This window comes from Qipengyuania sp. NPDC077563 (assembly GCF_044901345.1).
Classification (GTDB): domain Bacteria; phylum Pseudomonadota; class Alphaproteobacteria; order Sphingomonadales; family Sphingomonadaceae; genus Qipengyuania; species Qipengyuania aestuarii.
On sequence record NZ_JBJDPC010000004.1, the window covers coordinates 119,824 to 146,013 of the forward strand.

Genomic DNA, 26,190 nt, shown 5'->3' on the forward strand with positions numbered 1-26,190 from the left:
GGTGGGTGGGGCACGAGGATGATAAGTCTTAGCGCTCGCACCTGTGCCGAACGCCTATTCTGGCTTTACGAATCAAAGGGGATTTCACTCATGAACAAGATCACTATCGCTCTTGCATCCGCCGCTTCGCTCGCAATCGCTGCCTGCGCCGAAGATACCGCCGAGCCTACTGCGGATGATACCGTTGCCATGAACGATCAGATGGCCAACGATACTACAGATACCGGCACAATCGTCGAGGTTGCGCAAGGCAATCCCGACTTTTCGACCCTGGTAAGCGCGGTGACTTCCGCGAACCTCGGCGAAACCCTTTCGGGTGAAGGACCCTATACCGTCTTCGCACCGACCAATGCCGCCTTCGACAAGGTGCCTCAGGCTACTCGTGACGAACTCATGAGCGAAGCCGGCCAAGAAGATCTGACCAACATTCTCACCTATCACGTGATTGAAGGTGAAACGAACGCGCAGGCTCTCACGCAGGCTATCGAAGCTGCGGGCGAAGAAGGATACAAGCTGACCACTGTCAACGGTGCCGAACTCACCGCAATGATGGACGGCGGCAATGTCGTACTGATGGACGCGGCGGGTAATCGCGCGACGGTTACATCAACAGATGTCGATGCTTCAAATGGCGTAATCCATGTGATCGACACGGTGCTTATGCCCTCGTAATTTAACAATAAATTCTTGAGGCAAGGGCGACCCCGCGGGGTCGCCCTTTCTTTTTGTCGCGCCTTCTTTCGAATGAAGGCCAATGTTCAGTTTCCTAGGATCCGGAAGGTAGCGAACGCGGTGGCTCAGGCTGACCAGGCGCCTCTGGTATCAGCCGGAGAGAGGGAAACTGCCCATACGCCGGCGCGTTGGATATACACGAGCAAAATAGAGGAGAATTTGCCATGCAGATCCAGTTCAATTCCGACAGTTCGGTGATGGGGACGGAGAATGTAGCCGAGCGGATCGAAGCGGCGGTGCGGCAAAAACTTTCGCGCTTCGAAAATCGTCTTACGCGGCTCGAGGTTCACGTTCGTGATGAAAACGGTCCCAAAGGCGGTGCTGACGACAAGGCATGCACGATTGAGGCACGCCCCAGCGGTGGCAAGCCGATCGGCGTGACAGAACATGCTTCCAGCGTGGATGACGCCGCGCGGCGTGCAGCTGGGACTTTAGCCCAACGCCTCGAACGTCATTTCGGCAAGAGCGAACGGCACGGTCATGATCCGCGCCCAGAAAAGGAGATGTAAGCAACTTCCGGCGGAATGCTTCCAAGCATTCGCCGCAAATTTCGAAGAATGCCGCCAGCTTCCATTCTTGGTCTAGCTGGCGGCCCATTTATCACATGATCGCCTTGTCTGGTTTTCAGGGAAATAATCTTCTTTCGCGCCAATCTGAGTGGCGGCTACAGCAGCATGCTGGTGCCCAATTTGCTGACCCTGTTGACTGCGTAACGGGGTATTCCGGATCTACCCCTTTTTAAGGGTCGAATGGCAGCAAAAGGGGAGGATTTTCCTACGGTGCCGGACAGGGCAGAAAAGTCCTCTACGGTAATCAATCGCGCAGCGCGAGTACTCCAGCCACATTGATCGTCTTCGCGTTTCCAGCTGAGCTCGGCCCATTGCGCGTATCAAGTTCTGCAGGTTCGGCAAGTGCCATGGGAGCTTCGGCGCGCGTCATCATCCGGGTGGGTTCTTGATGCTCATCTCCAAACTCGCTGCGTTCGGCCCGTGCACCGGTGAACGCGAGCAACCTTTCTTCGTGAGCAATGCGCTCGGGGCTGGCCGTACGATAGAAGTCATACTCATCGTCAGTAGCTACCAACTCACGATCGTCCCGGTCTTGCCACCACATTTTGCCGCCGCGATCGCGCAATCTGCCGTGGAGGGCCAGTTCTGCCACTTCGATAGTGCCATTTTCGGTTTCGAGCGGGTAATGATTGGGCGGGCTGTCTTTTCGGGCGAGGGCCGCGTTTGAGGTCGAAACTACGGCCGATTGAGGCACGCTGTCTGCGTGGGTTCTGGTAAGGATCGGGCTTTCGCCGATGGTCGCGCCGCTGACAGCTCCTGCCATTGCGATCACTGCCACTGCACCCAGCATTTGGGGGGTAAACCTCATTTGCACACTCCGAGAATTCTGTCTTGCTGGTCAAACGCTCACGCTATGTGCGGTGTTCCCGCGCGGCTTCCGCCTACGCATGGCAGTTAATGGGATGGTCAGAATTTGATGGCATCCCTTCGGCGAACCCGAGCCAACGGATCCTAATGTAATGCATGAAATACAGACGCAATTCGCCACTCAGGAAGGTGAAGAAGAGTGGATGGCCGTGATGCACGAGTATTTCCACCGGGGTGAACTGCTAAACGCACAGCAGTATCTCGAGATGCAACTGCAGAGTCTGGGTACCGAACTTGCAACCCGCTGTCTGATAGATGATCCCGACCGCGTTTCGATCAGCGGCTGGGAAGAATTACAGGAAGCGATCGAACTTGCGGAGGGCGACGCTATTACGGGCGTCACCCTGGCGATTGCCAATGAGGCGGATCGGGCCTTCGAAAAGGGGCAGGTTCACCACCCCTACATGATGCTGGGACTTTATAGCGACGATCCCTTCGCCTTCAGCCAGGCTGACGAGGCGAAGCTGGTCGAAGAGGCCCTCGCCGAAGACGGGCCTGCCTGGGCGGGCTTCGATGAAGACATCGAGGTTTTTCTCGAATGCGACGGATTGTCCGCCATCAATACGGCGCTGGTGCACCATAAGGAACGCCACTTCTTTCGGGATAATGCTCCGCAGGAAGCACCCGCCCGCTATGTTGAATATGTTCTGGCGTGCTGGTGGCGGGCGCTTCTTTTCCATCGGGCGGTGGAGAAGATATGCCGAGAAAAACCGCTGCCGAACCAAGTCCCAGTGCTGGCCGGCATGGTCGATATGAAGCCCGATGCAGTATCGGTGCACGGTCTCGTCGAAGGGCAGCGGCCCGCGCCTCAAGTCGTGGAAGAAGAACCTCAAACGGCCGAATTGCTGCCGGCCAGCATGATCACGCGGCGCGAAGTCGAAGAGATGAAAGAGCCGCCTTCCGGTGCGGACCTGCGTAAACGGATCGCGCAGAATGAGCCGGAGCCCGAGCCCGAAAAGAAAGGCTTGGTAGCAAGATTGTTCGGTCGCAACTGAACATCAATATCGTTTTGGCAGATGCGGTCGCGTGTAACTCCCACGGCCCATGTCGCTCGTTTCTGCGGCAGGCGATTGCTTATCGATCGTGTTTCGCGTTAAGCAGCCCGAACCATCTGGCTTTGGCCAGATGGCCGCGTGTGCCCTTGATTTTCGCATTCGCTCACAGATCCGCTGAGCTAAGAGACATCGATTGAAATCCATCGCACCTGTCATCGCCATCGTGCTATTGTCGGCCTGCCAGTCGGGTGACGGCACTCCGGGAAGCGGCCCCACGCATGCTTTCGACGCGATCGCCCCGGATGAGACACTCTATTTCACGGGAACCGAACCGTTCTGGAACGGCGCGGTAGCGGCAGGGGCGGCCCGTTATTCCACTCCCGAGAATCAGGACGGGGTCCGGTTCAGCGTTCAGCGGTTTGCGGGGAATAACGGGGTTTCGTTTACCGGAACCTTGAGCGATCGGACCTTCGACTTGATGGTGACTCCTGGACGCTGTTCTGACGGCATGAGCGATCGCCAATATCCCTACACGGCGACGCTCCGGATTGGGGATGAACAGCGAAACGGCTGTGCCTGGACCGACGAGCAAGCCACCGCGATGTCCGAAGATGTCTGAGTCCACGTCCGTTCCCACGAGGCGGCACTGGTGATGCAATCCGTACCTCGCTGGCCGCGATGGCTTGGGTTGCTAGGGCTGGTACCGCAAATCGCCTGTACGCTAATCGCGTTTCTCGCGCCTGCAGCCTGGCGGACACCTGCGCAAGACTGTGCCGCAATCTATGCAACGCTTATCTTTACTTTTCTTGGAGGCACTTGGTGGGGGATCGCGGCTGCAGCGCCCGCTGCCGAACGAAGAGGCGGGCTGGCCTGGGCGTGGATCGCCGCGATTGTGCCAAGCCTCATCGCCGCCGGTGGATTGGTTGCCCATACATTCGACTGGCTCCCGATCGAAGCGCTGCTGCTCATGCTCGGCGCAAGTTTACTCATGGCGCTCGGCGTGGATGCCCGGCTTGCAGCGCTCACTCCGCGCTGGTGGCTCCACCTTCGAGCGCCGCTATCGATCGGCTTGGGCGGCCTCACCCTTGCGATAGCATTTGCGTGAGTGACGCTAGCCGCGCCTAGCTATGCCGCCATGTTTGGAATTGATTTGGGGCCGCTGTCTGTGACGCGGCCCCTCTCTTTTAGAACACCCCTGGATTGTCGCGTTGCAGCGCGTTTGGCCGAGCTGGCTGGATCAGCTTGGATTGGCCCTGACTGACCGAAGCACGGGTCACTTCATTTCCACCCATGATCGGTGTGCAGGTGCGCCCCGCCAAGAAGTCCAGTGCGACTTTGACCGATGCCTCGGCCGGGTCGCCAAGCTGGGTGAAGATATCGTCACCCGCGCGGCAAGTGTTCGGCATCACGCTGGCCAAGCCGCTGAAATATTCGCCCTGGTCGTTTGCATTGACGGTCTTGAAGGTCACTGCGCGCAAGCGATCGTCGCAGGACGATTGGTCGAATGCGAATTGCCCGACGGGTTTGCCAAAGGTGTTCATGCCCACAAGCGCGATGTTGTCTCCCAGATAGGGTATCATGGAATTGGTGATGAGTTCGCTCGCCGATGCAGTGCCTCCACGACCAATGACCGCCAGCTTCATCGCTCGAATTTGTTCGGGCTGGTCATTGAACACATCGGTCGAATTTTCGGACGCCTTGGATGGTCGCAGTAGCGTTTTGGAAAACACCTGCCCTTCCAGGCCATCGGCCATGAGATCGCCCAGCAGTTCCGCGACGGATACGAGGCCGCCGCCATTATAGCGCAGGTCGAGAATGACATTCGTGACCCCTTGCTGGCGAAATTGCGCAAAGGCATCGCGTAGCTGCGGCCCGCCGTTCTGGACGATGAAGGTGCGCAGATTGATGTAACCCGCCTTGCCGCCAGCGCCATCGTCAAGGATTTTGACTCCATACCGATCGGAAATCGGGTCCAGCCCGAATTCCTGCTTGGTCACGGATACGTTGCGTTCGGTTCCATCGACATTCCTGATGCGGAAACTGCGGGCGACCCCCGGATCGCTCGGCCCCAGGGCCTCGGACACCGCTTGCGGCCCTCCGGCTGACATGAGGGAGGCTACGCTGCTCGATCCGATTTGCAGAATTTCGGTGCCGCGATCGAAGCCTGCAGGAAATGCCGGACCGCTTTCGAAGACCTCCGCGAGATAAACGCGATTGTTCGAGACATCGTAGATCAATCGGAAGCCGAACCCTGCGTTCGAGCCGCTGTTGATCAGTTCGTTTTCTTCTTCGATTGAGGTGATGTAGGTGAAGAAGCGGTCCTTGTTCTGCGCCCGTGCGGGGGCAACAAGAGCGTCAAGATAGGATTGCAGGTCGCTGTAATTCGCCTTGTTCACGGACGTGTCGAGCAGGTCGGGGAAGAGATACCATTCCTGCAGGACGGAGAGCGCCCAATCCTGGCGCGCCGACAGCGAGCAGCCATCGGCGCCACCTCCGCCGCCGCCTCCACCCGCGATCGGGCCGGAACCTCCTCCCGAGGAACTCGAATCTCCGCCTCCTCCACAAGCGGCAAGAGCGAGCGCGCAGGAGCTTAACAGAGCAGTCCCCCAAGGCGTGCGACCTGTCTTCATTGCAAATCTCCCCAATTATCTCGTGGCTTACCTGCCAACTCCCACCCATATGAGGCTTGCCTAATTATTCGTTACTCAGCAAGCTCGACTTGAAAGAGGCGGAGAAAATTTCGTGAATCGCTCATTCCGGTGGAAAACCGGGGTGGGCCGGGGCAAAACAGCCATAAATTCTGCGGGTAGGCATGGCCTTTCCCTAAGGTAAGCGCCTAGTCTTCCCAATCGAAACGCGCCTTTGGCGCCAAGCGAGTGACGGAGTTTTTATCTTGAGTACCGGTACCCCCGCATGGGTTCAGCAGGCAATCGGCGCAGACGCCAAGGGCGCTCTTACCATCAGCGAGGTTGCTGACGAGAAGCTGCTGGGCAAGTCGGGCTTCACTCTTACCAGCCCGGCGTTCAAGCATGGCGGCGAACTTGATCCAAGCTTCACGGCGGCTGAAGAGGATGCTGTTGCCCCGCCGCTGGAATGGACTGCGCCGCCTCCGGGGACGCAGGAGCTCGCGCTCATCGTAGAGGATGCGGAGGACGGCAAGATCCACTGGCTCGTCTGGGGGCTCAAGGCCCAGAAGGGCGCTTTGTTCGAAGGCGAGGCGCCGCCACGGACCGGGAAAAATGCCGCTGGCAACTCGGAATGGCTGCTTCCCAATCCGCCGCTGGGTGTGCAGCACAGGTATGTATTCCAGCTCTATGCGCTCGACCTGCCGCTGACGCTGATGCCGGGGGCCGGATATGAGGATTTTCGCAAGAACATCAAAAATCATGTCATGGCTGCAGCGGTCCTTACCGCGCGCTTCGAAGGACATGAAATCGAAGAGCTGGACGCTGAGGACTTCGACCTGGAAGATTGATCAATAATAAAAGCCAAGTGAAAGGAAGCTGAAATGGCAGGAAAGAATAACGCACTCCAGAAGCCGGTGAATCTCTCGCCGCAACTCGAGAATGTGGTTGGCAAAGGTCCGATGACCCGCGCTCAGGTCACTTCGAAGGTCTGGGACCATATCAAGGCGAACAACCTGCAGGATCCGCAGGACAAGCGCATGATCAACCCTGACGACAAGCTGGGTGCAGTCATCGGCAAGGAGCAGATCTCCATGTTCAAGATGACCGGTGCCGTTTCCAAGCACATGTCCTGATTATATGGTGTGGCGGCGCCGCGGCCAGTCCGTGACGCCGCCGACCCATAGGGCCAGCCAGACAAGAACCGGCTGTGCCACCATGCGCGGAAGGTGATAAGCGAGGCCAAGGCCCTTATCCTCGCGCGCCATATCGAGCACGAAGTGCTGGATGTTGGCGGGAAAGACGCAGACCGCGTACAGGGCGAGACCGATCGCCCCCACTTTTCTGATTGTCTGTGACCACGGTTGCGCAAGCGCGACTGCGCCGAGCAGCTCTGCTACGCCGGTCCAGAGCACCACCGCTTCGGGCATCGGCACGAAATCCGGCATGATAACGAGAAACGGACCGGGCTTCACAAGGTGCATGATGCCGGCGAAGGCGTAGAAGACGGCCAGCAGCCAGCGCAGTGCGCGGCGGATCATTCCTCCGTGACTTCCACCCCGTTCCAGAACGCGATCCGGTCCTTGATTTCGGCGGCATCGGGTTTGGGATGGGGATAGTACCAGGCAGCATCCTTATTGATGGCACCGCCGGCATTGATTGAATGATATTGAGCGGTTCCCTTCCATGGGCACTCGCTTGTCCGCTCGCTTGGGACGAGCGCGCTGCGGGCGACAGCGGAAGGCGGGAAGTAATGATTGCCCTCGACAACCACGGTATCGTCACTGCGAGCGATCTCTTCTCCGTTCCAGCGGGCGATCATGGTCATCAGGCAATCCTTTCCAAGAGCGATCTGTTCGCTACAACAGCCCATGAGATGCCATAGGGTTCCGCAGAGGAGATATTCGTGAAGTCCATTCATACGAGCGCGGCCATTGCCGTGCTGTCCTTACTGGCGGCGCCGGCGATGGCGCAGGGCACGCCTGAGGAGACTGCGGCGGCGGCGCTCGATGCGGCGCCGGTATGGGACGGGCATAACGACGTCCCCATCCAGCTGCGCGCCCGCTTCGACAATGTGATCAACGATTTCGACTTCGCCGATACGCTGGTCACGGCCGAGGGCGATCGCAAGGCGATGCACAGCGATCTGGTCCGGCTTGCCCGCGGCAAGGTGGGGGCGCAGTTCTGGTCGGTCTATGTCAGCGCGAGCCTGCCCGAAGCGGAGGCGGTGCAGATGACGCTTGAACAGATCGACGTCACCAAGCGCCTGATCGCTCGCAATCCGCGCGGCCTGGAACTGGCGCTGACTGCCGACGATGTCGAGGCCGCGGTCGCCGAGGGGCGGATCGCCTCGCTGCTCGGCATGGAAGGCGGGCATTCCATCGGCAACAGCCTGGCCGTGCTGCGGCAGATGTACGATCTGGGCGCGCGCTACATGACGCTGACGCATGGCAAGACGCTGGACTGGGCGGACAGCGCCACCGATGCGCCGCGCCATGACGGGCTCAACGCGTTCGGGATGGATGTGGTGCGCGAAATGAACCGCATCGGGATGCTGGTCGATCTGAGCCATGTCAGCGCTCCGGCCATGCGCGATGCGCTCGACGTGGCGCGCGCGCCGGTGATTTTCAGTCACTCGGGCGCGCAGGCTATCAACGGACACGCGCGCAACGTGCCGGACGATGTGCTGGCGCGCCTGCCGCTCAACGGCGGGATCGTCATGGTTGTCGCCCTGCCATCTTACGTGACAGAAGACCTGCGGCAGTATTCCGCCAATCGAGCAGGCGAGGAAGTTCGGCTGAAGGCGCTGTATCCCGGTCAGCCCGACCAGGTCGAGGCGCTGCTGGCGAAGTGGGATGCAGAGAACCGGGCGCCGGTTTCGACCGTGTCGGACATGGCCGATCACATCGATCACATTCGCGAGGTCGCGGGCATCGATCACATCGGCATCGGCGGCGATTACGACGGGATGCCGACGGGGCCGGTCGGGATGGAAGACGTCAGCGGCTATCCCGAACTCTTCGTGGAACTGGCACGGCGGGGGTATTCGCAGGCGGATCTGGAGAAGATTTCGATGCGCAATATGCTGCGGGTTTTAAGGGAAGCGGAAGCCTATGCGGCTAGCCAGACAGGCACGGCAGCGATCGAATATCCGGCCGGAAAGCCGCGCGACGAGGGGGCATGAGATTACGGTGCCGGTTTCGGGACATAAGCTGGCACCACTGATTGGGACTTGGACCCTTTAGCTCCTTGGCTAGCAGCCTACTGCCGACTCACATCCGGTCGATGGTGCGGGGGCAGCGTTCGCCGTCGTAGAAGGCCTCCAGCGCGTCGCTGAAGACTTGGGCATCTTCGTCTTCGCAGGCGGCTTCGAAGAGGGTCATGGAACTGCGGAATTTCAGCGCATCGACTTCGCCAAGGATGTCTTCCGCGCTCATCGTGCCGGCCCATTCGAGCATGGCTTCGGTCGCTTCGAAAAGGCGCGGGCCGAGTTCCTCGTGTTCGCAATAGCTGCGCGCTTCATCGAGATCGGCGAGGGCGTATTTCTGTGCCTTGGCGCTTTTGCCGAGGCCTTCGATCTGGGGGAAGATGAACCACATCCAATGGCTCTTCTTCTCGCCATCGCCGATCTCCTCGAGCGCCTGCTCGTAAGTGCCACCATCCTGCGCCTTGACGAAGTGGGCCAGAGGATCGGAGCCAGCCATTATTTCAAGGGGTCGTGGCCCCAGTTCATGAGGCTGTAGCGCCAGTCGCTGTCCTCAATATCGCCCGACGGCTCCTGCGCCAGATGGCGATGCACATAGCCCACCACCTTTTGCATGTGATCGTATTGACTGTCGGTCAGATCGGCCTTCTTGGTGTTCTTGATCTCGACGATCCGGCGACCCGACTTGTGCCCGGTGCTTTCGCCTGAATCGCTGTCACCGACGGATTTCGATTCCTCGGTATCGAGCCATTCCTCGAGTTCCTTCGGCTGCATGTTCACGCAGTCGTAGAAGTCGGAATAGACCTCGTCCTTCTTGTCCGCGTCCATCAGTCGTCGTCCGCAGTTTCTGGAAGATCCGAACGATCGGTCGAGGCCATCTCGTCCAGCTCTTCCTCGCTCATGCTCTCATACATCTGCTTCGATGCACCCTGCAAATCGCCGACCTTGGTCTCTCCGCGCTTGGCGGAAAGGGCGGCTCCGGCGGCCTGCTGCTGGGCCTTACTCTTCGCCTTGGCCATCAGTTCTGCGCCGACAGTTCGGAACCGCGCTTGAGAACTTCGTCGCCGTCTTCCTGCTTGATCAGATAGGCGGGATTGTCCTCGTCACCGTCCTTGGTTACTTCGCTACCCTGGAGAGTCCGCGTGACCTCGCGCTCGAAGCGGTCCTTGATCTGGCCCTTGCCCTTGCCGTTTCCCCAATCCCATTCGACATATTGGCCGGTCTGGAAACTGTTGGAATTGCTCATGCGAACTCTCCTTATCGCGCAGCTTAGTTCTCGATGACCTGAATACCGTCTTCGGTGGTTTCCTTGTCTTCGGTGGTGCCGACAGTGTCGTAATCATTGTCGGTTTCGCTGGGCACGCCCACGATGCTGTCGGTGCCTTCACCGTCATCCTGCATCGAACGGATTTCGCCGCTCATGGTGGCTTCTTCCTCGACGTCGCCTTGCGTCATCGCGGGGATGATCCACACGATCGACAGAAGGAGCACTGCAAGCACGAGGCCGCCGAGCAGAACCCAGCGGACCACGCCTTCCTTCGAGCCGCCGCTGACCTCTTCTTCGTCGATGTGTACGTGACCGTTATTATTATCCAAGGAAACCTCCCTACGTGTGTCTATCGCAGGGTTTACGCGCCTTGGCGGGGAATGTTCCCCCTTCAGGTCACCGGATCAGTCGCGCAGGAGATCGTTGATACCGGTCTTTTCGCGGGTCTGCGCATCCACCGTCTTGACGATCACCGCGCAGGCGAGGCCGGGGCCGCCATCCTTGCCGGGCAGTGTGCCGGGTACCACCACCGAGAACGGCGGCAGATGGCCGCGGATGACTTCGCCGGTGTCGCGGTAGACGATCTTGGTCGACTGGGTGATGAAGACGCCCATCGACACGACGCAGCCTTCGCCAACGATCACGCCTTCCACGATTTCGCTGCGCGCACCGATGAAGCAATTGTCGCCGATGATGGTCGGATTGGCCTGCATGGGTTCGAGTACGCCGCCGATGCCCGCGCCGGCGGAGATATGGCAGTTCTCGCCGATCTGGGCGCAGGAGCCGATGCTGGCGAAAGTGTCCACCATCGTGCCTTTGCCGACATAGGCGCCGATGTTGACGAAGCTGGGCATCAGCACGCAGCCGGGCGCGATATAGGCGCCTTCGCGGGCCACGGCACCGGGTACGACGCGGAAACCGGCTTCGCGGAACCGGGCATCGTCCCAGCCGGCGAACTTGCTGGGCACCTTGTCGAAGGCGGGATGGCCGGCGCTGCCGCCTTCCATCACGCGGTTATCGTTGAGGCGGAAGGACAGCAGCACGGCTTTCTTCAGCCATTGGTTGACCGTCCAGCCTCCCTTGCCATCGGGTTCGGCGACGCGGCCTTCGCCGCTGTCGAGCAGTTTGAGCGCCGCTTCGACCGCTTCACGCACGTCAGCCGATTGCTGCGTGACGTTGGCGCGGTCTTCCCACGCGGCTTCGATGCGGTTTTCGAGGTCGGCGCTCATTGGTAATCTCCGTTGATTTGCGGAGCGGTCGTTAGCAGGCCCGCCGCGCTAGTCCATCCCCGCCGCCACGGCGAATTCGTAGGCGCGGTCGACCAGCGGGCCGACGCGTTCGCTCATCGCCTTGGCGTGGGCGCTGGACGCAGTGCCGTCGATCACGCGTTTCTTGATGCCCTGGATGATGCCGGCCAGCCGGAAGAGGTTATAGGAGAAATACCAGTCCATCGGCGGGACCGGATAGCCGGTGCGCGCGACATAGCGATCGACCGCTTCGTCCTGCGACGGAATGCCGAGTTCCTCGAGATCGAGGTCCATGATGCCGGCGCGGCCATCGGCGGGATTGTGCCAGTTGAGCATCAGATAGCTGAAGTCGGCGATGGGATCGCCCAGCGTCGACAATTCCCAGTCGAGCACGGCGAGAACCTTGTTCTCGTCCTTGTGGAAGATCAGATTGTCGAGCCGGTAATCGCCATGGACCACGCTGCTTTCGTGCTGCGGCGGGATGGTCTGCGGCAGCCATTCGATCAGCCGTTCCATCTTCTCCATATGCTCGGTTTCGGAGAGCTTGTACTGTTTCGACCAGCGCGCGATCTGGCGGGCGCAATAGTCGGTCGATTTTCCATAGTCGCCGAGGCCGATTTCCTCGGGATTGCGCAAATGGAGATCGGCCATGGTATCGATCATGGCATTGTAGATTTCGCGGCGTTCTTGCGGCGTGCTGCCGGGCAGGGCACCGTTCCACAAAGAGCGCCCGTCAGCGAGCCCCATGACGAAGAACTTGGACCCGATCACGTCGGTATCCTCGCACAGGCCATAGGTCTTGGGCACGGGGAAACCGGTGGGGCCGAGCGCATGCATGGCGGTGTATTCGCGGTCCACCGCATGTGCGCTGGGCAAGAGCTTGCCGAACGGCTGACGGCGCAGGACATAGCTGCCGCCCGGCGTATCGATCCGGTAGGTCGGGTTCGACTGGCCGCCCTTGAACTTGCTGTAGGAAATCGGGCCTTCGAACCCGTCCACATGGTCGGTGAACCACGCGGTCAGCGCGTCCAGGTCCATCTGGTCCTTCTCGGGCACTTCGATCGTGCCGACCATTTCCTTGTCGAAATCGATATCGCTCATGCCGTCCTGTCCCGTGTTCTTATGGCGAGTCGTGTCACACCGACCCACCCCTTTTCAAAAACTCCGCCCCGTGCGGCCCGTCCCGGTTCTGCGCCGGTTATCTGGCCAAATGCCGGGGCCGATTGTCAACTTCCGCAATCCGCCGATTGTGCCCTCGAAAAACCCATCGAGGAAGGAGGTCTAACGCGCCCGTGCCGTGTAGGACAGGCCCGTTTTCGCGCCTTCAATCGAAGACGATCACGCTGCGGGCCGATGTGCCCTGCTTCATCTTTTCGAAGCCTTCGTTGATCTTCTCCAGCGGAATGCGCTCGGCAATGATGGTGTCGAGATCGAGCAGGCCGCGCATGTAGAAATCCACGAGGCGCGGCAGGTCGACCGGGAAACGGTTGTTGCCCATGATCGCGCCCTGCAATTTCTTGCTGGCGAGCAGGTCCATCGCGCCGAGGCCGACCTTGCAATCCAGCGGCATCATGCCGAGGATCGTGGCCGTGCCGCCGCGGCGCAGGATCTTCACCGCCAGATCGGCACTGGCCTGCCGCCCGACCGCCTCGATCGCGTGATGCACGCCGCCGCCGGTGATCTTCATCACCTGTTCGACCGCGTCTTCCGCCATGGCATCCACCGTGTGCGTGGCGCCGAGCGCTGTTGCCAGTTCCCGCTTTTCGGGCAGCGGGTCGATGGCGATGACCTTGCCCGCGCCGGTGATCCTGGCGGCGTTGATCGCGGCCAGGCCGACCCCGCCGCAGCCGATCACGGCCACCGCTTCGCCCGGCACGACCGAGCAGGCGTTGAACACCGCGCCTGCGCCCGTCGTCACCGCGCAGCCGATGATGGCGGCGCGGTCGAGCGGCATTTCTTTATCGATCGCGACACAGGCATGCTCGTGGATCAGCATCTGTTCGCAGAAGGACGACAGATTGAGCATCTGCGCCACCGTCTCGTCGCTGCCTTTGCGCGTGATGCGCGGAGCCTGTGTCTGGTCGCGGCGCACTTCCTTGCTGACGCAGAGCGCCATCTGGCCGGTGACGCAGAATTCGCAGTGGCCGCAGAAGGCGGACAGGCAGGTGACCACGTGATCGCCCCGCTTCACCGTCTTCACCTCGCTGCCGACAGCCTTGACCACGCCCGCCGCCTCGTGCCCCGGAATGGCGGGGAGAGGGTGCGGATAGGCGCCGTCGATGAAGTGGAGATCGGAATGGCACAGGCCGCACGCCTTGGTGTCGATCAGGACTTCGTGCGGGCCGGGTTCGGCCAGTTCGACCTCACCGATGGTGAGGCTTCCCACCTGCTCCAGAATTGCGGCCTTTGCCATATGCCAATCTCCGTTCGCCCCGAGCCTGTCCGAGGGCTGTCCTTTACTTCCCGTGCCGCGCCCGAGGAAAAGGGCAGTGCTTCGACAAGCTCAGCACGAACGGCCTGTGATGTTGCGCCTGGCGCGTGGGCTTAGCGCGTCGCCCCCACGTCGCCGCTGCTCATGCCGGCCGAGGCGCTGCCCGCGCTGGCCGAATGCGCATTGCCGCCGCGCAGGGCATTGGCCGTCTGGCTTTCCTGCGGCGTATGCTTGGCGAATTCCATCCGCGCGATCGAGCGGGCGTGGACTTCGTCGGGACCGTCGGCGAGGCGCAGGGTGCGCTGGTGGGCATAGGCGTTGGCGAGGCCGTAATCGTCCGACACGCCGCCGCCGCCATGCGCCTGGATGGCATCGTCGATGATCTTCAGCGCCATGTTCGGCGCCTGCACCTTGATCATGGCGATTTCCTGCTTCGCGCTCTTGTTGCCGACCTTGTCCATCATGTCGGCCGCCTTGAGGCAGAGCAGGCGGGTCATATCGATGTCGATGCGGGCCCGCGCCACGCGCTCTTCCCAGACCGAATGCTTGTAGATCGGCTTGCCGAAAGCCTCGCGCTCCTGCAGGCGGCGGCACATCTTGGCCAGCGCTTCTTCCGCCACGCCGATGGTGCGCATGCAGTGGTGGATGCGGCCCGGGCCGAGGCGGCCCTGTGCGATCTCGAAGCCGCGGCCTTCGCCCAGCAGCATGTTGGTGACCGGCACGCGCACGTCCGTCAGCTCGACTTCCATGTGGCCGTGCGGCGCATCGTCATAACCGAAGACCGGCAGGTGGCGTAGAACCTTCACGCCCGGCGCGTCCATCGGCATCAGGATCATCGATTGCTGCGCATGGCGCTGCGCTTCGAAATCGGTCTTGCCCATGACGATGGCGACCTTGCAGCGCGGATCGCCCACGCCCGAAGACCACCATTTGCGGCCGTTGATCACATATTCATCGCCGTCGCGTTCGATGCGGGTTTCGATATTGGTCGCATCCGAACTGGCGGTGAAGGGTTCGGTCATGAGGAAGGCCGACCGCACCTTGCCGTTCATCAGCGGTTCGAGCCATTCGTCCTTCTGTTCGCGCGTGCCGTAGCGATGGAAGACTTCCATATTGCCAGTGTCGGGCGCGGAGCAGTTGAAGACTTCGGATGCGAAGCCGATGCGGCCCATTTCCTCGGCGCACAGCGCATATTCGAGATTGGTGAGGCCCGGACCTTCGAATTCGAAGCTCTCGTCCACGTGGTGATGGCTGTCGTTGCGCGGCGGCATGAAAAGGTTCCAGATGCCCTGGTCCTTGGCCTTGGCCTTGAGATCCTCGACCACCTGGATGACCTTCCAGCGTTCGCCCTGCGCATCCTGTTCGCGGTAGGTAGGGACGGCGGGGCGGACATGGTCCTCGATGAAGTTCTTCACCCGGTCGCGCCAGTAGGTTTGCCGTTCGGTGGGTTCGAAATCCATCTCGTTTATCCTCTCTCTCAGTTCCTGTTTCCCGCAAGGCTGGCATAGGAGCGCGCCTTGCGCCAAGCCATTTTTCCAAGCCGGCGGTCAGGGAGCCAGCGCTCCGGCGTCGACATCCCCCCGTGCCGCAGCGTCAATCGCATCCAGCCTTTTTTTCGCCAGCCGTTCCAGCCGCGCTTCATGTTCCGCCCGGCTGATGGGGAATCGGCCCAGCCAGAAGGCAGCGACGATGGCGAGCAGGATCGACGCGGCGGCGTAATAGCCGATCATGTCGGTCAGTACGCCGAATTCGATCTGCGCGGCGCGCGCGCCCTCGGGGAGCTGCGCCGCGGCGATGATTTGGCCGGTGAGGAAGATGCCGAGGCCGGTGGCGCATTTCTGGATCAGCCAGTTGCCCGAATAGAATGCGCCTTCCGCGCGGCGCCCGGTCCTCTCCTCGAACGCCTCCACGATCTCTGCCAGCATGGACGTGGCGGAGATCATCATGACGACGCCGAACATGTTGGCGAACAGCAAGGTGCCGAGAAAGGCCAGCGTCGAGGCCGTGCTGCCCGCCTCGGGCCAGATGCCAAGCGCAAACAGCAGATAGGGGGTGAGGCCCAGCAGAACACTGCAATAGGCGCCGATCGCGGCACTCTTCGCCTTGCCGAAGGCGCGGTGCATGCTGCCGACGATGAAGAACATCAGCAGCACCGACAGGAACAGGGTCACGGCATAGGCCAGAAGGCCGGTCAGCCATTCCGGCCCGCCCGCGAGGATCGGCTGGTCCAGCCGCCACACGAAGACGTTGAGGTAATTGGCAATCGAGAAAGTCATGCCCTGATTGACATAGGCAGCCAGCGCCCCGGCGAAGAAGAACAGGAAGCTGCGCTCCGAGAAGGCGTCGAAGATTTCGGAGAACGCGGCTTTCAAGGAAAACGGCGGCGGGCGCCGGTCGGGCCAGTGGGCGACGAGCCGGTGCTGGCCGAGCGCCGATCCGCCGACCGACAGCAACATCAGCACGGCGCCGAAGATACCGAAGCCGAGATAGCCTTCTTTCTCCAGCAGTCCGTCGGGGCCGGACATGAACACCGTATAGGCCAGCACCATCATCACGATGCCGCCCAGCCACCCCGACAGGAAGCGATAGCGGAACAGCGTGGTGCGCTCGTCATAATCCTGCGTAATTTCGGGCACGAGACTGATGGAGGGTACTTCGCAGGCCGACAGCAGCACGCGCACGCCGATGGCGATCGCCACCAGACCCGCGAAGCTCGGCGCTTCTCCGCCCGGCGGATGCCACAGCAGGGCCCACAAGACCGCCAGCGGTATGGGGGCGACATAGAGCCAGGGCAGGCGCCGCCCCCATTTGGTATATGTCCGGTCGGACAGGTTGCCGATGATGGGATCGATGACCGCATCGACGAACAGCGCGATGAGCAGGGCCAAGCTGACCAGCCGCGCATCCATGCCCAGCACCTGGTTGTAGAAGATCAGCAGGAAAAAGCTGAAGCCGAGGTCCTTCACCCCGAAAGCCACAGCCCCGAAGCCGTGGATGATCTTCAATCGCTGGGAAAGAGGCCCTTGAACGAACGCCATGGCTCACAGCCTTGGCCCCGATTTGCGTCCGCATCAAGCGCTACCTCGGCCCGGCTTCGGGCTGACGCTACGGAATGGCGCTTCACCGTCAATGCCCTTGCAGGACGGCCGCGAATCACCCTAACGTAAACGTCAACTGAGGATAATGGAGAGAGGAGTCGGTTATGTCCGATCTAGAAAGCTTCCGCGCCGAAACGCGCGAATGGCTCGAAGCGAACTGCCCACCTGAAATGCGCGAACCTGTCCGTGACGAAGGCGATGTCTACTGGGGCGGGCGCAATGCCAGCTTCAAGAACGATGCCCAGAAGGCATGGTTCGAAGCCTGCCGCGAAAAGGGCTATACCGTGCCCGAATGGCCCAAGGAATATGGCGGCGCGGGCCTGTCGCCCGCAGAAGGCAAGGTGCTGCGGCAGGAAATGGCCCGCATCAATGCACGCCCGCCGCTTTCCAGCTTCGGCATCTGGATGCTTGGCCCGGCGCTGCTGCACTTCGGTACCGAAGGCCAGAAGCAGCGTTTCCTCAATGAAATCGCCGACGGCAAGATCCGCTGGTGCCAGGGCTATTCGGAACCGGGTTCGGGGTCTGACCTCGTGTCCATGCAGACCTATGGCGAGGACAAGGGCGATCACTGGATCGTCAACGGCCAGAAGATCTGGACCTCCTATGCCGACGAAGCCGACTGGATCTTCTGCCTTGTCCGCACCGACAAGCAGAACAAGTACCAGGGCATCACTTTCATGCTGTTCGACATGGCGGGCGACGGCGTTTCCACCAAACCGATCAAGCTGATTTCGGGCAACAGCCCGTTCTGCGAAACCTTCATGGACGATGTGAAGGTGCCCAAGTCCTATGGCGATGACTGCCCGGCCTATGTCGGCGAGATCAACCGCGGCTGGGACGTGGCGAAATACCTGCTCGGCCACGAACGCGAGATGATTTCGGGCGCGGGGGGCGGCGACCGCACGGCGGCCATCGGTGCGGCGATGAAGCGCAATGCAGGCGAACTCGATCCCGTGCTGCGCGCGGAACTGGCCCAGTTCGACGTGGATGCATTGTCCTATGCCGCCATGGGCGAGAAGTTTCTCGACGAACTCAAGGTCGGCAAGGGCCATCCCGCCCAGCCCAACATGATGAAGTATGTCGGGACCGAGCTGAACAAGCGGCGTCACGAGCTGATGATGGCTGCCGGCGGCAGCCGCGCCCTTGAATGGGAGAGCGAGGAAACGAATGGCGGGAAGGGCGCACGCAGCTGGCTGCGCACCAAGGCCAATTCGATCGAAGGCGGAACGAGCGAAGTCATGCTCAACGTCATTTCCAAACGTATCCTCGACCTGCCGGGAGCCTGATCGATGCCTCTTTACTACGACGACGACCAAGCGATGCTCGCCGAAACAGCCCAGCAGTTCATGGCCGAAGAAGGCGCGATTGCGAAACAGCTGCGTCACTGGCGTGACCGCGATTGCAAAGACGGCTTCGGCCACGGCCTGTGGAAGCAGTTCGCCGAAATGGGCTTCACCGGCATGCTGGTGGGCGAAGACGATGGCGGGCTTGGCATGGGCCATGTCGAGGCCGGGATCGTGCTCGAGAATATCGGGCGCAACCTCACCCCATCGCCCTTCCTGTCCTCATCCGTGCTGGCCGCGACTGCGCTGAAGCACGGCAGCGACGATTTGCGCGGCCGCTGGCTTCCGGGCCTGATCGAGGGCGAGAAGGTCTATACCGTCGCCATCGACGAAGGCGCGAAGCACCGCCCCGAGACCATCGCCTGCAAGGCGGAGAAATCGGGCAATGGCTTCAAGCTCTCGGGCAAGAAGGACTTCGTGGTCTATGGCGCGTCGAGCGAGATGATCGTCGTGGCCGCGCGCACGTCGGGCAGCGACAGCGATGCCGATGGCATCACGCTGTTCGCCGTGCCGCAGGATGCGAGCGGAATGAGCCATGACAGCGTGCGCCTTGTCGACAGTTCGATGGCCAGCCACGTCACGTTCGACGGGGTGGAACTGGATGGCGATGCCGTGATCGGCGAAGTCGATGGCGGGCGCGAGGTCCTGAATGCCATGCTCATGGCGGGCCGCGTGGGCGCTGCTGCCGAAGGTGTGGGCGTGGCGCAGGGGGCGATGGACATGACCGTCGATTACCTCAAGCAGCGCAAGCAGTTCGGTAAATTGATCGGCGAATTCCAGGCGCTTCAGCACCGCGCTGCGCATCTCTACTCCGAAGTCGAGATCGCCCGCGCGGTCACGATCAAGGCGGCGCAGCTGCTCGATGGCGGCAGCGAAAAGGCCGACCTGATGGCATCGGTCGCCAAGGCCAAGGTCGCCAAGGCGGCAGGGCTCGCGGTCAAGGAAGGCGTGCAGATGCATGGCGGCATCGGCATGACCGACGAATATGACATCGGCCTCTACATGAAACGCGACCGGGCGCTGCAGGAATTCCTCGGCGACCAGTATTATCACGCGGGCCGGGTCGCCGAAATAAGCGGCTACTGAGCAGGAGAGACACGATGAATTTGAACGATCTCTTCGGTCTCCAGGGCCGCGTCGCCCTTGTCACCGGCGGCAGCCGTGGCATCGGGCGCATGATCGTAGAAGGCCTGCTCGCGGCAGGGGCGGAACGCGTCTATATCGTCGCGCGCAAGCAGGAACAGGTGGACGAAACCGCCAATGAGCTGGGCGACAAGGTCGTCGGGCTGGTGGGCGATCTCAGCCAGATGGACGGTATCAAGCAGCTGGCGGACGAAATCGCCAGCCGCGAGGACAAGCTCGACATCCTGGTGAACAATGCCGGTGCTGCCTGGGGCGAGCCGTTCGAGGAATTTAGCGAAGCCGGCTGGCACCGGACCATGGACCTCAACGTCAAGACGCCGTTCTTCCTGACCCAGAAGCTGTTCCCGCTGCTGAAGAAGGCCGGCACGAAGGACCGCCCTGCCAAGGTGCTGATGATCGCCAGCATCGACGGGATGAAGACAAATCCCTGGCCGACCTATCCCTACCAGGCATCAAAGGCCGGGCTGATCCATCTGACGCGCCGCATGGCGGCCGAGCTGATCCGCGACAATATCGTCGTCAACGGCATCGGTCCGGGCGCTTTCCCCAGCGCGATGAACCGGGCGGCACGCGACCACGAGGACGCGGTGAAGAAGGGCATCCCCAGCCAGCGCGTCGGGGATACCGAGGATATGGCGGGCGGGGCGATTTACCTGCTCAGCCGCGCAGGGGATTATGTCGTGGGCACAACGCTCGCCATCGACGGCGGCGTGGTGAATGCGAATATGTCGACCAGCTTCGTCGATCCTTCGGGGGAATAGCAGGCCGCCAGCGCCGCGCGAGCGACCGAACAACGAAAGGCTCCGCTGCAAGGCGGGGCCTTTTCATTGGTCGCTGCAATTGCGACCGGGAGAGGCTGGCTCCCAAAGGCACCTTCCTGTCCGGCGCCTTTCTTCTAGCCCTTCAGGATCCCCGGCTGTTATGCGTGAAAGGGCCGCTGACCTCCGCCAGCGACCCTTCCAAAAATCTTATGGTTCGGTGGTGCCGATCAGCGGATGAAGTAGCCGATCACGCCCCACTGGCCGCGCTCTTTGTTCATCACCACGGTTTCGCTTGCCTTCCCTGCAGTAGCGAAGTCAGTGTTGAAGACGATCATCCGGTAGTTACCTTCGGGCATGCCCGGAAGAGTGGTGGATGATTTTACGGAGCTTAGCTGGCGGTCGAGCACTTTGCCCAGCGGCGCGCGCACCGGTTCGGCCTGCGCGGTCCAAGAGTCTGCAGTGACGACAGATTTGAACATCGGCCCGGCTTCGGCCCAGCTCTGGCTGTATTTGCCCGCATCGATAAGCGCGAGCCACTCGCGCGCGGCTTCCTCGGCCACGGCATTCTCGCCCACGGTGTTTTCAAGCTGCTGCTGTTCCGCCTGCATCTGGCCCGTATCGGACCCTTCGGCACTGGCGAAGAAAAGGGCTGCGGCGATGGCTGCTGTTAGCATGACGATACCTCCTATGATCCAGGGGAGAGCGCGTCGTCCCGCTGGGGTTGCTGATGGCATCGGAGTATTGGCGGCGATAGACGCTGCGCCCATCCCCATTTGCTGGGGTGCAAGGTTTTCGGGGGCTGCCTGCGGGCGATTCTGCGGGGGGCTGGTTTCATGCTCCCCCAAGATTCTGGCGGCTTCCCTGCTGCTGGAGACCCCAAGTTTCTTGCGGGCCTCGCGCAGATAGTCGTTGATGGTGTGAACCGAGAGATCGAGCTCTGCAGCGGCGGATTTGGCGGTATGTCCGGCAAGGAGCAGGCGGAGCACGTCGCGCTCGCGGTCGGTCAGCTGATCCACCCCCGCCGCCATGGATCAGCTCATCAATTCGCGGACGAAGGGAATGAGGCCGGTCTGCCGCTGGCGCTTCATCCTTTCGGCATCTAGGATTTCGCGTACCTTGGCGAAGCATTCACCGGCGTCTTCGTTGATCACCACATAGTCATAGGCGTCCCAGTGGCTGATCTCGCTGCGGGCGCGTTCCATGCGGGCGGCGATCACCTCGTCGGTGTCGGTGCCCCGGCCACGCAGGCGCTGCTCCAGTTCGGCGATGCTGGGAGGCAGGATGAACACGCGCACGACGTCCTGCTGGTCCTTCTGGTAAAGCTGCTGTGTGCCCTGCCAGTCGATGTCGAACAGGAAATCCTGCCCTTCCTTCAGCGCATTGCGGATCCGCCCCTTGGGGGTCCCGTAGCGATAGCCGAAGACGGGGGCCCATTCGTAGAAGTCGTCTTCTTCCACCAACCGGTCGAATTCGGCATCGCCGACGAAATAATAATGGACACCGTCGATCTCGCCCGGGCGCGGCGGACGCGTAGTGACGCTGACCGACAGCTTGATGGCCGGATCGGCTTCCAGCAGCATGCGGCTGATGGTCGTCTTCCCGGCCCCGCTGGGGGAGGAAAGGATGAACATCAGCCCGCGCCGTGCAAGCGCGTCGTCGTGGTTCTCTTCGGAATCGGCCATGCCCGCTAGTGGCGCATGGCCCTATGCGGAATCAACCCCGCATAATTCAGTTTCAGACTGCGGTTTCGCCCTTGGACTGTTTCCGCAGCGCCTTTTCACCGCTGCGACGGGATTCCCGGCGAGACTGGCTGCGATCGAAAAGCGTCTTGGCGAACAGGCCCGCACCCACCAGCAGGGCGCCGGGGACCGATTTCGTCGCTACCTTGGTCACCCCATAAGCGGCCAGCGTCTGGACGAGAGAGCGGTTCTCGACCACGTCCTTGGCGAACTTGCTGCCATACTGGCGGCCGAGCAGGGCCTTTTCCAGCGTCTGGCGCGTCAGGCGACCTGCGCTGCGCAGCAGGATGTCATGGATGATGACATTGGTCGACGGGTTCGGGCTGGGGCCGGGAATCGTATTCTTGCCAGACACATCGCTTTTCGTGCCGGCGATCTCATCGCTGACCCGATCGGTGAGGTGGTTCGGCTTTTCCTTGCTTGAAAATCCCATGTGAGCCCCTGTCGTTTGCACGGGGCCATAGGCGCCGTGACTAGTTCTTTCGGCCGAAATCGACCGTGACGACATTCGAGCCGTCTTCCGCCCCTTCAACGGGCGCAGCCTCGGACTGTTCCTCGTCATTGCCCGCCTCGTCCGTCGGAGTGGGGGCCATGTCGGCGACGGTCGCCTGGAACTGGAGGCCGAAATCTACCGCCGGATCGACGAACTGGGTGATTGCCGCATAGGGAATGTCTAGCGCGGCGGGGATCTGGTTGAACGACAGCCCGACCGAGAACCCGTCTTCCCGCACGTTGAGATCCCAGAACTTGTTCTGGAGCACGATGGTCATTTCATCGGGGAAACGCTCGCGCAGATGGACGGGGATCGACACGCCGGGGGCATGCGTCTTGAAAGTGATATAGAAGTGATGCGCGCCGGGCAGTTCGCTGCCGCCCTGTTCGATTTCATTCAGCACCCGGCCGACGACCGCGCGCAGGGCCTCCTGCACGATGGAGTCGTAGGGGATCAGGCTGTCGGGCGTATCTTCGCTCATGTGCGCCTAGGTGGAGCGGGCGGGGGCGCGGGTCAAGCGGTTTAAGCCCACCTTTACCCTGTCGATAGCCGCTATTCCTTGCGCCGCCCGCGCCCGCGCTTATAGGCAGACCCATGCGAACTGGCCGTATCGAACGAAACACCGCCGAAACGAAGATCCTGGTCGAGGTCAATCTCGACGGGACCGGCACATACGAGGTATCCACCGGGATCGGCTTTCTCGATCACATGGTCGAACAGGTGGCGAAGCATTCGCTGATCGACATCACGATGAAGGTCGATGGCGATCTGCATGTCGACCAGCATCATACCACCGAAGACAGCGCGCTGGCGCTCGGGCAGGCCCTTGCGCAGGCATTGGGCGACAAGGGCGGGATCGCGCGCTACGGCAGCGCCTATTCCCCGATGGACGAAACACTGGCGCGCGTGGCGCTGGATATTTCGGGACGCCCCTATTTCGTCTGGCGGGCCGGATTCAGCCAGGAAAAGCTGGGCGAATGGGACACCGAGCTGATCGAACACTGGTTTCATTCGGTGGCGCAGACCTGCGGGCTGACGCTGCATATCGAATTGCTCTACGGCACGAACAATCACCACATTTGCGAATCCATCTACAAGGGCTTCGCCCGCGCCTTGCGCGCCGCAGTCGAGATCGATCCGCGCAAGGGCGGCGCCGTACCCAGCACCAAAGGCCAGCTGGGGGGCTGATCGAAATGTTCGTGTTCTCCCTGAAATATATCGCGCCGCTCGAAGAGGTGGACGCGCTGCTGCCCGATCATGTCGCCTGGCTCAAAGCCCAGCACGAGGCGGGCCACTTCATCGCCTGGGGCCGCAAGGTCCCGCGCGAGGGCGGGCTGATCATGGCGCATGCCCCCACGCGCGAGATGGCCGAGGAACTGGCGGCGTCCGACCCTTTCGTAAAGGGCGGCGCAGCGGAAGTGGAAGTCATCGAATTCAGCCCGAGCTTCGTGGCGCCGGGGCTTGAAGGATTGCAGGGCTGATGGGCGAAGTGGTTGCACTGGTCGATTACGGTGCGGGCAATCTGCATTCGGTGGAAAACGCCCTGCGGCGCGTCGGCGCCGATGTCACCGTCACGGCCGATCCCGACGTCCTGCGCGCTGCCGACCGCATCGTGCTCCCCGGCGTCGGCAGCTTCAGTGCCTGCGCGGCGGGCCTGAGAGCCGAAAAAGGCGTGATCGAGGCCATGAGCGAGCGGGTTCTGGTGGGCGGCGCGCCGTTTCTCGGCATCTGCGTGGGCATGCAACTGCTGGCCACGCGCGGACTGGAGCATGGCGAAACGCCGGGGCTGGACTGGATTTCCGGCGAGGTGCGGCTGATCGAGCCGACCGATCCGACGGTCAAGGTGCCCCATATGGGCTGGAACGACGTGGCGCTGACGCCGCATGCCCGCGACCATGAATTGCTGGAGGAAGGCGAAGCCTATTTCCTCCATTCCTATCACTTCCACGCCGACCAGCCACGCGATGTGCTCGCGATGACCGACCATGGCGGCGGGCTGGTGGCTGCCGTGGGCCGGGACAACATGCTCGGTGTCCAGTTCCACCCGGAAAAGAGCCAGAGCTTCGGACTGCATCTGGTCGAGAGGTTCCTCGAATGGCGGCCATGACCATCCACTTTCCGACGCATATCAACGGACCAGCACAATGATCGTCTTTCCTGCCATCGACCTCAAGGGCGGCCAGGTCGTGCGCCTTGCCGAAGGCGATATGGACCGCGCCACTGTCTATGGTGATAATCCCGCTGCGCAGGCGACGCTATTCGCCGATGCCGGTGCGGAGCATCTTCATGTCGTCGATCTGGATGGCTCCTTCGCCGGATCGGCGCAGAACCGCGAGGCTGTCGAAAGCATCGTCCCCGCCTTTCCGGGCCATGTCCAGCTCGGCGGCGGCATTCGCAAGCGCGAGGACGTGGAGGGCTGGTTCGATGCCGGCGTAGCGCGCATTGTGATGGGTTCGGCAGCCTTGAAGGACCCGGAATTCGTCAAGGACATGGCGCGCGAATTCGAAAACGGCATCGTCGTCGCGGTCGACGCGAAGGACGGCATGGTCGCGACGGAGGGCTGGGCCGAGGTGTCCGATGTCCCCGTGGTCGACCTTGCCCGCCGGTTCGAAGACGCAGGAGTTGCCGCGCTGCTGTTCACCGACATCGGGCGAGATGGATTGCTCAAGGGGGTTAACCTCGAGGCGACCGTCGAACTGGCGCGTCAGGTCGACATTCCCGTGATCGCCAGCGGCGGGGTGAAGGGGCTGGACGACATCCACGTGCTCTCGCTGCATGCGAAAGACGGCATCGAGGGCGTGATTACGGGCCGCGCGCTCTATGACGGGCGGCTGGACCTGGCGGCGGCGCTGGCGATGGCGGCCAGATCATGAGGAAGTTGGCATGACCGTCCGCATCCGAGTCATTCCCTGCCTCGACGTGCGCGATGGGCGCGTGGTGAAGGGGGTCAATTTCGTCGATCTCAAGGATGCGGGCGATCCGGTGGAGCAGGCGCAAGCCTATGACCGCGCCGGGGCGGACGAACTGTGCTTCCTCGACATTTCCGCCAGCCATGAAGGGCGCGGCACGCTGCTCGACATGGTGCAGCGTACGGCGGCGGTGTGCTTCATGCCGCTGACGGTCGGCGGCGGGGTGCGCAGTGTCGAGGATGCGCGCGCGCTGCTGCTGGCAGGGGCGGACAAGGTCGCGGTGAATTCCGCCGCCGTCTCGCGGCCCGAACTGGTGCGCGAAATCGCCGAGAAATTCGGCAGCCAGTGTGTTGTCGCTTCAGTCGATGCGCGCGCACGGACCGAGGGCGAGGGCTTTCGCGGCTGGGAAATCTACACGCATGGGGGCCGTAAGCCGACTGGCATCGATGCGGTGGAGCATGCGCAGCGCCTGGCCGAGCTCGGCGCGGGCGAACTGCTTGTTACCTCCATGGACGGTGACGGGACGAAGCAGGGCTATGATCTCGAACTGACCCGCGCGATTGCCGACAGTGTGTCGGTTCCCGTGATCGCCAGCGGCGGCGTGGGTACGCTCGATCATCTGGTGGAGGGCGTCACTCAGGGGCATGCGAGCGCGGTCCTGGCCGCCTCGATCTTTCATTTCGGACAGCACTCGATCGGCGAGGCACATCGCGCTCTGCGTGCCGCAGGCTTGCCTGCGCGCGGCTGAAGACCGTAGGATGCCGAAC

At 61.8% G+C, this 26,190-nt stretch carries 34 protein-coding genes; 16 read left to right on the plus strand and 18 right to left on the minus strand.

All coding sequences use genetic code 11. The features are described 5' to 3' along the window. Positions 1-90: 90 nt before the first annotated feature. Both ACI2I1_RS14985 and ACI2I1_RS14990 read left to right on the plus strand, forming a co-directional pair. Positions 91-672, plus strand: coding sequence for a fasciclin domain-containing protein (locus ACI2I1_RS14985; protein ID WP_221543306.1), 582 nt, complete (start codon positions 91-93; stop codon positions 670-672). Between the two features lie 224 nt (positions 673-896). After that, on the plus strand, positions 897-1,241 hold the full coding sequence (locus ACI2I1_RS14990; protein WP_404679770.1) for an HPF/RaiA family ribosome-associated protein: 345 nt from the start codon (positions 897-899) through the stop codon (positions 1,239-1,241). Between the two features lie 304 nt (positions 1,242-1,545). Here the strand turns inward: ACI2I1_RS14990 and ACI2I1_RS14995 are convergent, their stop codons facing one another. Beyond that, positions 1,546-2,109, minus strand: coding sequence for a hypothetical protein (locus ACI2I1_RS14995; protein WP_404679771.1), 564 nt, complete (start codon positions 2,107-2,109; stop codon positions 1,546-1,548). A gap of 151 nt (positions 2,110-2,260) precedes the next feature. Here ACI2I1_RS14995 and ACI2I1_RS15000 point away from each other — a divergent pair, with 151 nt between their 5' ends. The 3 genes from ACI2I1_RS15000 to ACI2I1_RS15010 all read left to right on the plus strand — a co-directional run bounded on the left by ACI2I1_RS15000 (position 2,261) and on the right by ACI2I1_RS15010 (position 4,268). Continuing rightward, positions 2,261-3,163, plus strand: coding sequence for a hypothetical protein (locus ACI2I1_RS15000; RefSeq protein ID WP_404679772.1), 903 nt, complete (start codon positions 2,261-2,263; stop codon positions 3,161-3,163). Positions 3,164-3,356: 193 nt separating this feature from the next. Then, positions 3,357-3,782 (plus strand): COG3650 family protein, encoded by a 426-nt coding sequence (locus ACI2I1_RS15005; RefSeq protein WP_404679773.1) that lies wholly within the window; start codon positions 3,357-3,359, stop codon positions 3,780-3,782. A gap of 33 nt (positions 3,783-3,815) precedes the next feature. Beyond that, a complete protein-coding gene (locus ACI2I1_RS15010) occupies positions 3,816-4,268 on the plus strand; it encodes a DUF3429 domain-containing protein (protein ID WP_404679774.1) in 453 nt (150 codons plus the stop codon). A gap of 79 nt (positions 4,269-4,347) precedes the next feature. Here ACI2I1_RS15010 and ACI2I1_RS15015 read toward each other — a convergent pair whose 3' ends face one another. Continuing rightward, positions 4,348-5,793, minus strand: coding sequence for a S41 family peptidase (locus ACI2I1_RS15015; protein WP_404679775.1), 1,446 nt, complete (start codon positions 5,791-5,793; stop codon positions 4,348-4,350). Positions 5,794-6,056: 263 nt separating this feature from the next. On the opposite strand from ACI2I1_RS15015, the gene ACI2I1_RS15020 reads away from it, so the two are divergent. Both ACI2I1_RS15020 and ACI2I1_RS15025 read left to right on the plus strand, forming a co-directional pair. Further along, positions 6,057-6,638 (plus strand): YbhB/YbcL family Raf kinase inhibitor-like protein, encoded by a 582-nt coding sequence (locus ACI2I1_RS15020; RefSeq protein ID WP_224812260.1) that lies wholly within the window; start codon positions 6,057-6,059, stop codon positions 6,636-6,638. A gap of 33 nt (positions 6,639-6,671) precedes the next feature. Beyond that, positions 6,672-6,923, plus strand: a complete 252-nt coding sequence (locus ACI2I1_RS15025) for an SWIB/MDM2 domain-containing protein (protein ID WP_221543299.1) — start codon at positions 6,672-6,674, stop codon at positions 6,921-6,923. Here ACI2I1_RS15025 and ACI2I1_RS15030 read toward each other — a convergent pair whose 3' ends face one another. Both ACI2I1_RS15030 and ACI2I1_RS15035 read right to left on the minus strand, forming a co-directional pair. Then, positions 6,924-7,328, minus strand: a complete 405-nt coding sequence (locus ACI2I1_RS15030) for a DoxX family protein (RefSeq protein ID WP_404679776.1) — start codon at positions 7,326-7,328, stop codon at positions 6,924-6,926. It abuts the gene before it with no gap. After that, a complete protein-coding gene (locus ACI2I1_RS15035; protein ID WP_224812258.1) occupies positions 7,325-7,615 on the minus strand; it encodes a DUF427 domain-containing protein in 291 nt (96 codons plus the stop codon). Before ACI2I1_RS15035 ends, ACI2I1_RS15030 begins: the two co-directional genes overlap by 4 nt. Before the next feature lie 138 nt (positions 7,616-7,753). On the opposite strand from ACI2I1_RS15035, the gene ACI2I1_RS15040 reads away from it, so the two are divergent. Continuing rightward, positions 7,754-8,971, plus strand: coding sequence for a dipeptidase (locus ACI2I1_RS15040; protein WP_404679856.1), 1,218 nt, complete (start codon positions 7,754-7,756; stop codon positions 8,969-8,971). Positions 8,972-9,059: 88 nt separating this feature from the next. Here ACI2I1_RS15040 and ACI2I1_RS15045 read toward each other — a convergent pair whose 3' ends face one another. From ACI2I1_RS15045 to ACI2I1_RS15090, 10 genes are all read right to left on the minus strand, one after another. Next, a complete protein-coding gene (locus ACI2I1_RS15045) occupies positions 9,060-9,491 on the minus strand; it encodes a DUF1810 domain-containing protein (protein ID WP_404679777.1) in 432 nt (143 codons plus the stop codon). Further along, the gene (locus tag ACI2I1_RS15050) at positions 9,491-9,820 is read right to left on the minus strand and encodes a DUF3140 domain-containing protein (protein ID WP_404679778.1); all 330 of its coding nucleotides are present in this window, start codon (positions 9,818-9,820) and stop codon (positions 9,491-9,493) included. The genes ACI2I1_RS15045 and ACI2I1_RS15050 overlap by 1 nt, the downstream gene beginning before the upstream one ends. After that, positions 9,820-10,011, minus strand: coding sequence for a DUF3008 family protein (locus ACI2I1_RS15055; RefSeq protein ID WP_221543294.1), 192 nt, complete (start codon positions 10,009-10,011; stop codon positions 9,820-9,822). The genes ACI2I1_RS15050 and ACI2I1_RS15055 overlap by 1 nt, the downstream gene beginning before the upstream one ends. Further along, entirely contained in the window at positions 10,011-10,238 is a 228-nt protein-coding gene (locus tag ACI2I1_RS15060; protein ID WP_221543293.1) for a DUF2945 domain-containing protein, read from the minus strand. The genes ACI2I1_RS15055 and ACI2I1_RS15060 overlap by 1 nt, the downstream gene beginning before the upstream one ends. A gap of 23 nt (positions 10,239-10,261) precedes the next feature. Next, positions 10,262-10,588, minus strand: coding sequence for a hypothetical protein (locus ACI2I1_RS15065; protein ID WP_404679779.1), 327 nt, complete (start codon positions 10,586-10,588; stop codon positions 10,262-10,264). 75 nt (positions 10,589-10,663) lie between these two features. Next, positions 10,664-11,488, minus strand: coding sequence for a 2,3,4,5-tetrahydropyridine-2,6-dicarboxylate N-succinyltransferase (dapD, locus tag ACI2I1_RS15070; RefSeq protein WP_404679780.1), 825 nt, complete (start codon positions 11,486-11,488; stop codon positions 10,664-10,666). A gap of 48 nt (positions 11,489-11,536) precedes the next feature. Then, entirely contained in the window at positions 11,537-12,607 is a 1,071-nt protein-coding gene (locus tag ACI2I1_RS15075) for a phosphotransferase family protein (protein ID WP_404679781.1), read from the minus strand. Positions 12,608-12,830: 223 nt separating this feature from the next. Then, positions 12,831-13,919 carry a Zn-dependent alcohol dehydrogenase gene (locus ACI2I1_RS15080; RefSeq protein ID WP_404679782.1) on the minus strand — a complete coding sequence of 363 codons (1,089 nt, stop codon included), beginning with the start codon at positions 13,917-13,919 and terminating at the stop codon, positions 12,831-12,833. A gap of 131 nt (positions 13,920-14,050) precedes the next feature. Beyond that, positions 14,051-15,397 (minus strand): acyl-CoA dehydrogenase family protein, encoded by a 1,347-nt coding sequence (locus tag ACI2I1_RS15085; RefSeq protein ID WP_221543289.1) that lies wholly within the window; start codon positions 15,395-15,397, stop codon positions 14,051-14,053. Positions 15,398-15,484: 87 nt separating this feature from the next. Further along, entirely contained in the window at positions 15,485-16,975 is a 1,491-nt protein-coding gene (locus ACI2I1_RS15090; RefSeq protein WP_404679783.1) for an MFS transporter, read from the minus strand. A gap of 164 nt (positions 16,976-17,139) precedes the next feature. Here ACI2I1_RS15090 and ACI2I1_RS15095 point away from each other — a divergent pair, with 164 nt between their 5' ends. From ACI2I1_RS15095 to ACI2I1_RS15105, 3 genes are read left to right on the plus strand one after another with little or no spacing between them, the layout of a single operon-like run. Continuing rightward, the gene (locus tag ACI2I1_RS15095) at positions 17,140-18,321 is read left to right on the plus strand and encodes an acyl-CoA dehydrogenase family protein (protein ID WP_224812250.1); all 1,182 of its coding nucleotides are present in this window, start codon (positions 17,140-17,142) and stop codon (positions 18,319-18,321) included. Positions 18,322-18,324: 3 nt separating this feature from the next. Continuing rightward, positions 18,325-19,464: an acyl-CoA dehydrogenase family protein gene (locus ACI2I1_RS15100; RefSeq protein ID WP_404679784.1), complete on the plus strand. Its 1,140-nt coding sequence runs from the start codon at positions 18,325-18,327 to the stop codon at positions 19,462-19,464. A 14-nt stretch (positions 19,465-19,478) separates the two neighbouring features. Further along, a complete protein-coding gene (locus ACI2I1_RS15105; protein ID WP_404679785.1) occupies positions 19,479-20,282 on the plus strand; it encodes an SDR family NAD(P)-dependent oxidoreductase in 804 nt (267 codons plus the stop codon). Positions 20,283-20,509: 227 nt separating this feature from the next. On the opposite strand, the gene ACI2I1_RS15110 is transcribed toward ACI2I1_RS15105, so the two are convergent. The 4 genes from ACI2I1_RS15110 to ACI2I1_RS15125 are packed head-to-tail and all read right to left on the minus strand — an operon-like array spanning position 20,510 to position 22,995. After that, entirely contained in the window at positions 20,510-21,310 is an 801-nt protein-coding gene (locus ACI2I1_RS15110; protein ID WP_404679786.1) for a DUF4019 domain-containing protein, read from the minus strand. 3 nt (positions 21,311-21,313) lie between these two features. Further along, the gene (gmk, locus tag ACI2I1_RS15115) at positions 21,314-21,964 is read right to left on the minus strand and encodes a guanylate kinase (protein ID WP_221543283.1); all 651 of its coding nucleotides are present in this window, start codon (positions 21,962-21,964) and stop codon (positions 21,314-21,316) included. Positions 21,965-22,016: 52 nt separating this feature from the next. Next, complete coding sequence (locus ACI2I1_RS15120; RefSeq protein WP_224812245.1) at positions 22,017-22,454, minus strand: hypothetical protein; 438 nt, start codon at positions 22,452-22,454, stop codon at positions 22,017-22,019. A 40-nt stretch (positions 22,455-22,494) separates the two neighbouring features. Beyond that, on the minus strand, positions 22,495-22,995 hold the full coding sequence (locus ACI2I1_RS15125; RefSeq protein WP_221543281.1) for an SspB family protein: 501 nt from the start codon (positions 22,993-22,995) through the stop codon (positions 22,495-22,497). Between the two features lie 113 nt (positions 22,996-23,108). Between ACI2I1_RS15125 and hisB the strand changes: the two genes are divergently transcribed. From hisB to hisF, 5 genes are read left to right on the plus strand one after another with little or no spacing between them, the layout of a single operon-like run. Then, entirely contained in the window at positions 23,109-23,702 is a 594-nt protein-coding gene (gene hisB / locus ACI2I1_RS15130; RefSeq protein ID WP_404679787.1) for an imidazoleglycerol-phosphate dehydratase HisB, read from the plus strand. A 5-nt stretch (positions 23,703-23,707) separates the two neighbouring features. Beyond that, positions 23,708-23,995 (plus strand): YciI family protein, encoded by a 288-nt coding sequence (locus ACI2I1_RS15135; protein ID WP_404679788.1) that lies wholly within the window; start codon positions 23,708-23,710, stop codon positions 23,993-23,995. After that, positions 23,995-24,621, plus strand: a complete 627-nt coding sequence (hisH, locus tag ACI2I1_RS15140) for an imidazole glycerol phosphate synthase subunit HisH (protein WP_221543279.1) — start codon at positions 23,995-23,997, stop codon at positions 24,619-24,621. The genes ACI2I1_RS15135 and hisH overlap by 1 nt, the downstream gene beginning before the upstream one ends. 37 nt (positions 24,622-24,658) lie before the next feature. Beyond that, on the plus strand, positions 24,659-25,387 hold the full coding sequence (hisA, locus tag ACI2I1_RS15145) for a 1-(5-phosphoribosyl)-5-[(5-phosphoribosylamino)methylideneamino]imidazole-4-carboxamide isomerase (protein ID WP_404679789.1): 729 nt from the start codon (positions 24,659-24,661) through the stop codon (positions 25,385-25,387). A 10-nt stretch (positions 25,388-25,397) separates the two neighbouring features. Continuing rightward, complete coding sequence (hisF, locus tag ACI2I1_RS15150; protein WP_221543277.1) at positions 25,398-26,171, plus strand: imidazole glycerol phosphate synthase subunit HisF; 774 nt, start codon at positions 25,398-25,400, stop codon at positions 26,169-26,171. Positions 26,172-26,190 lie beyond the last annotated feature (19 nt).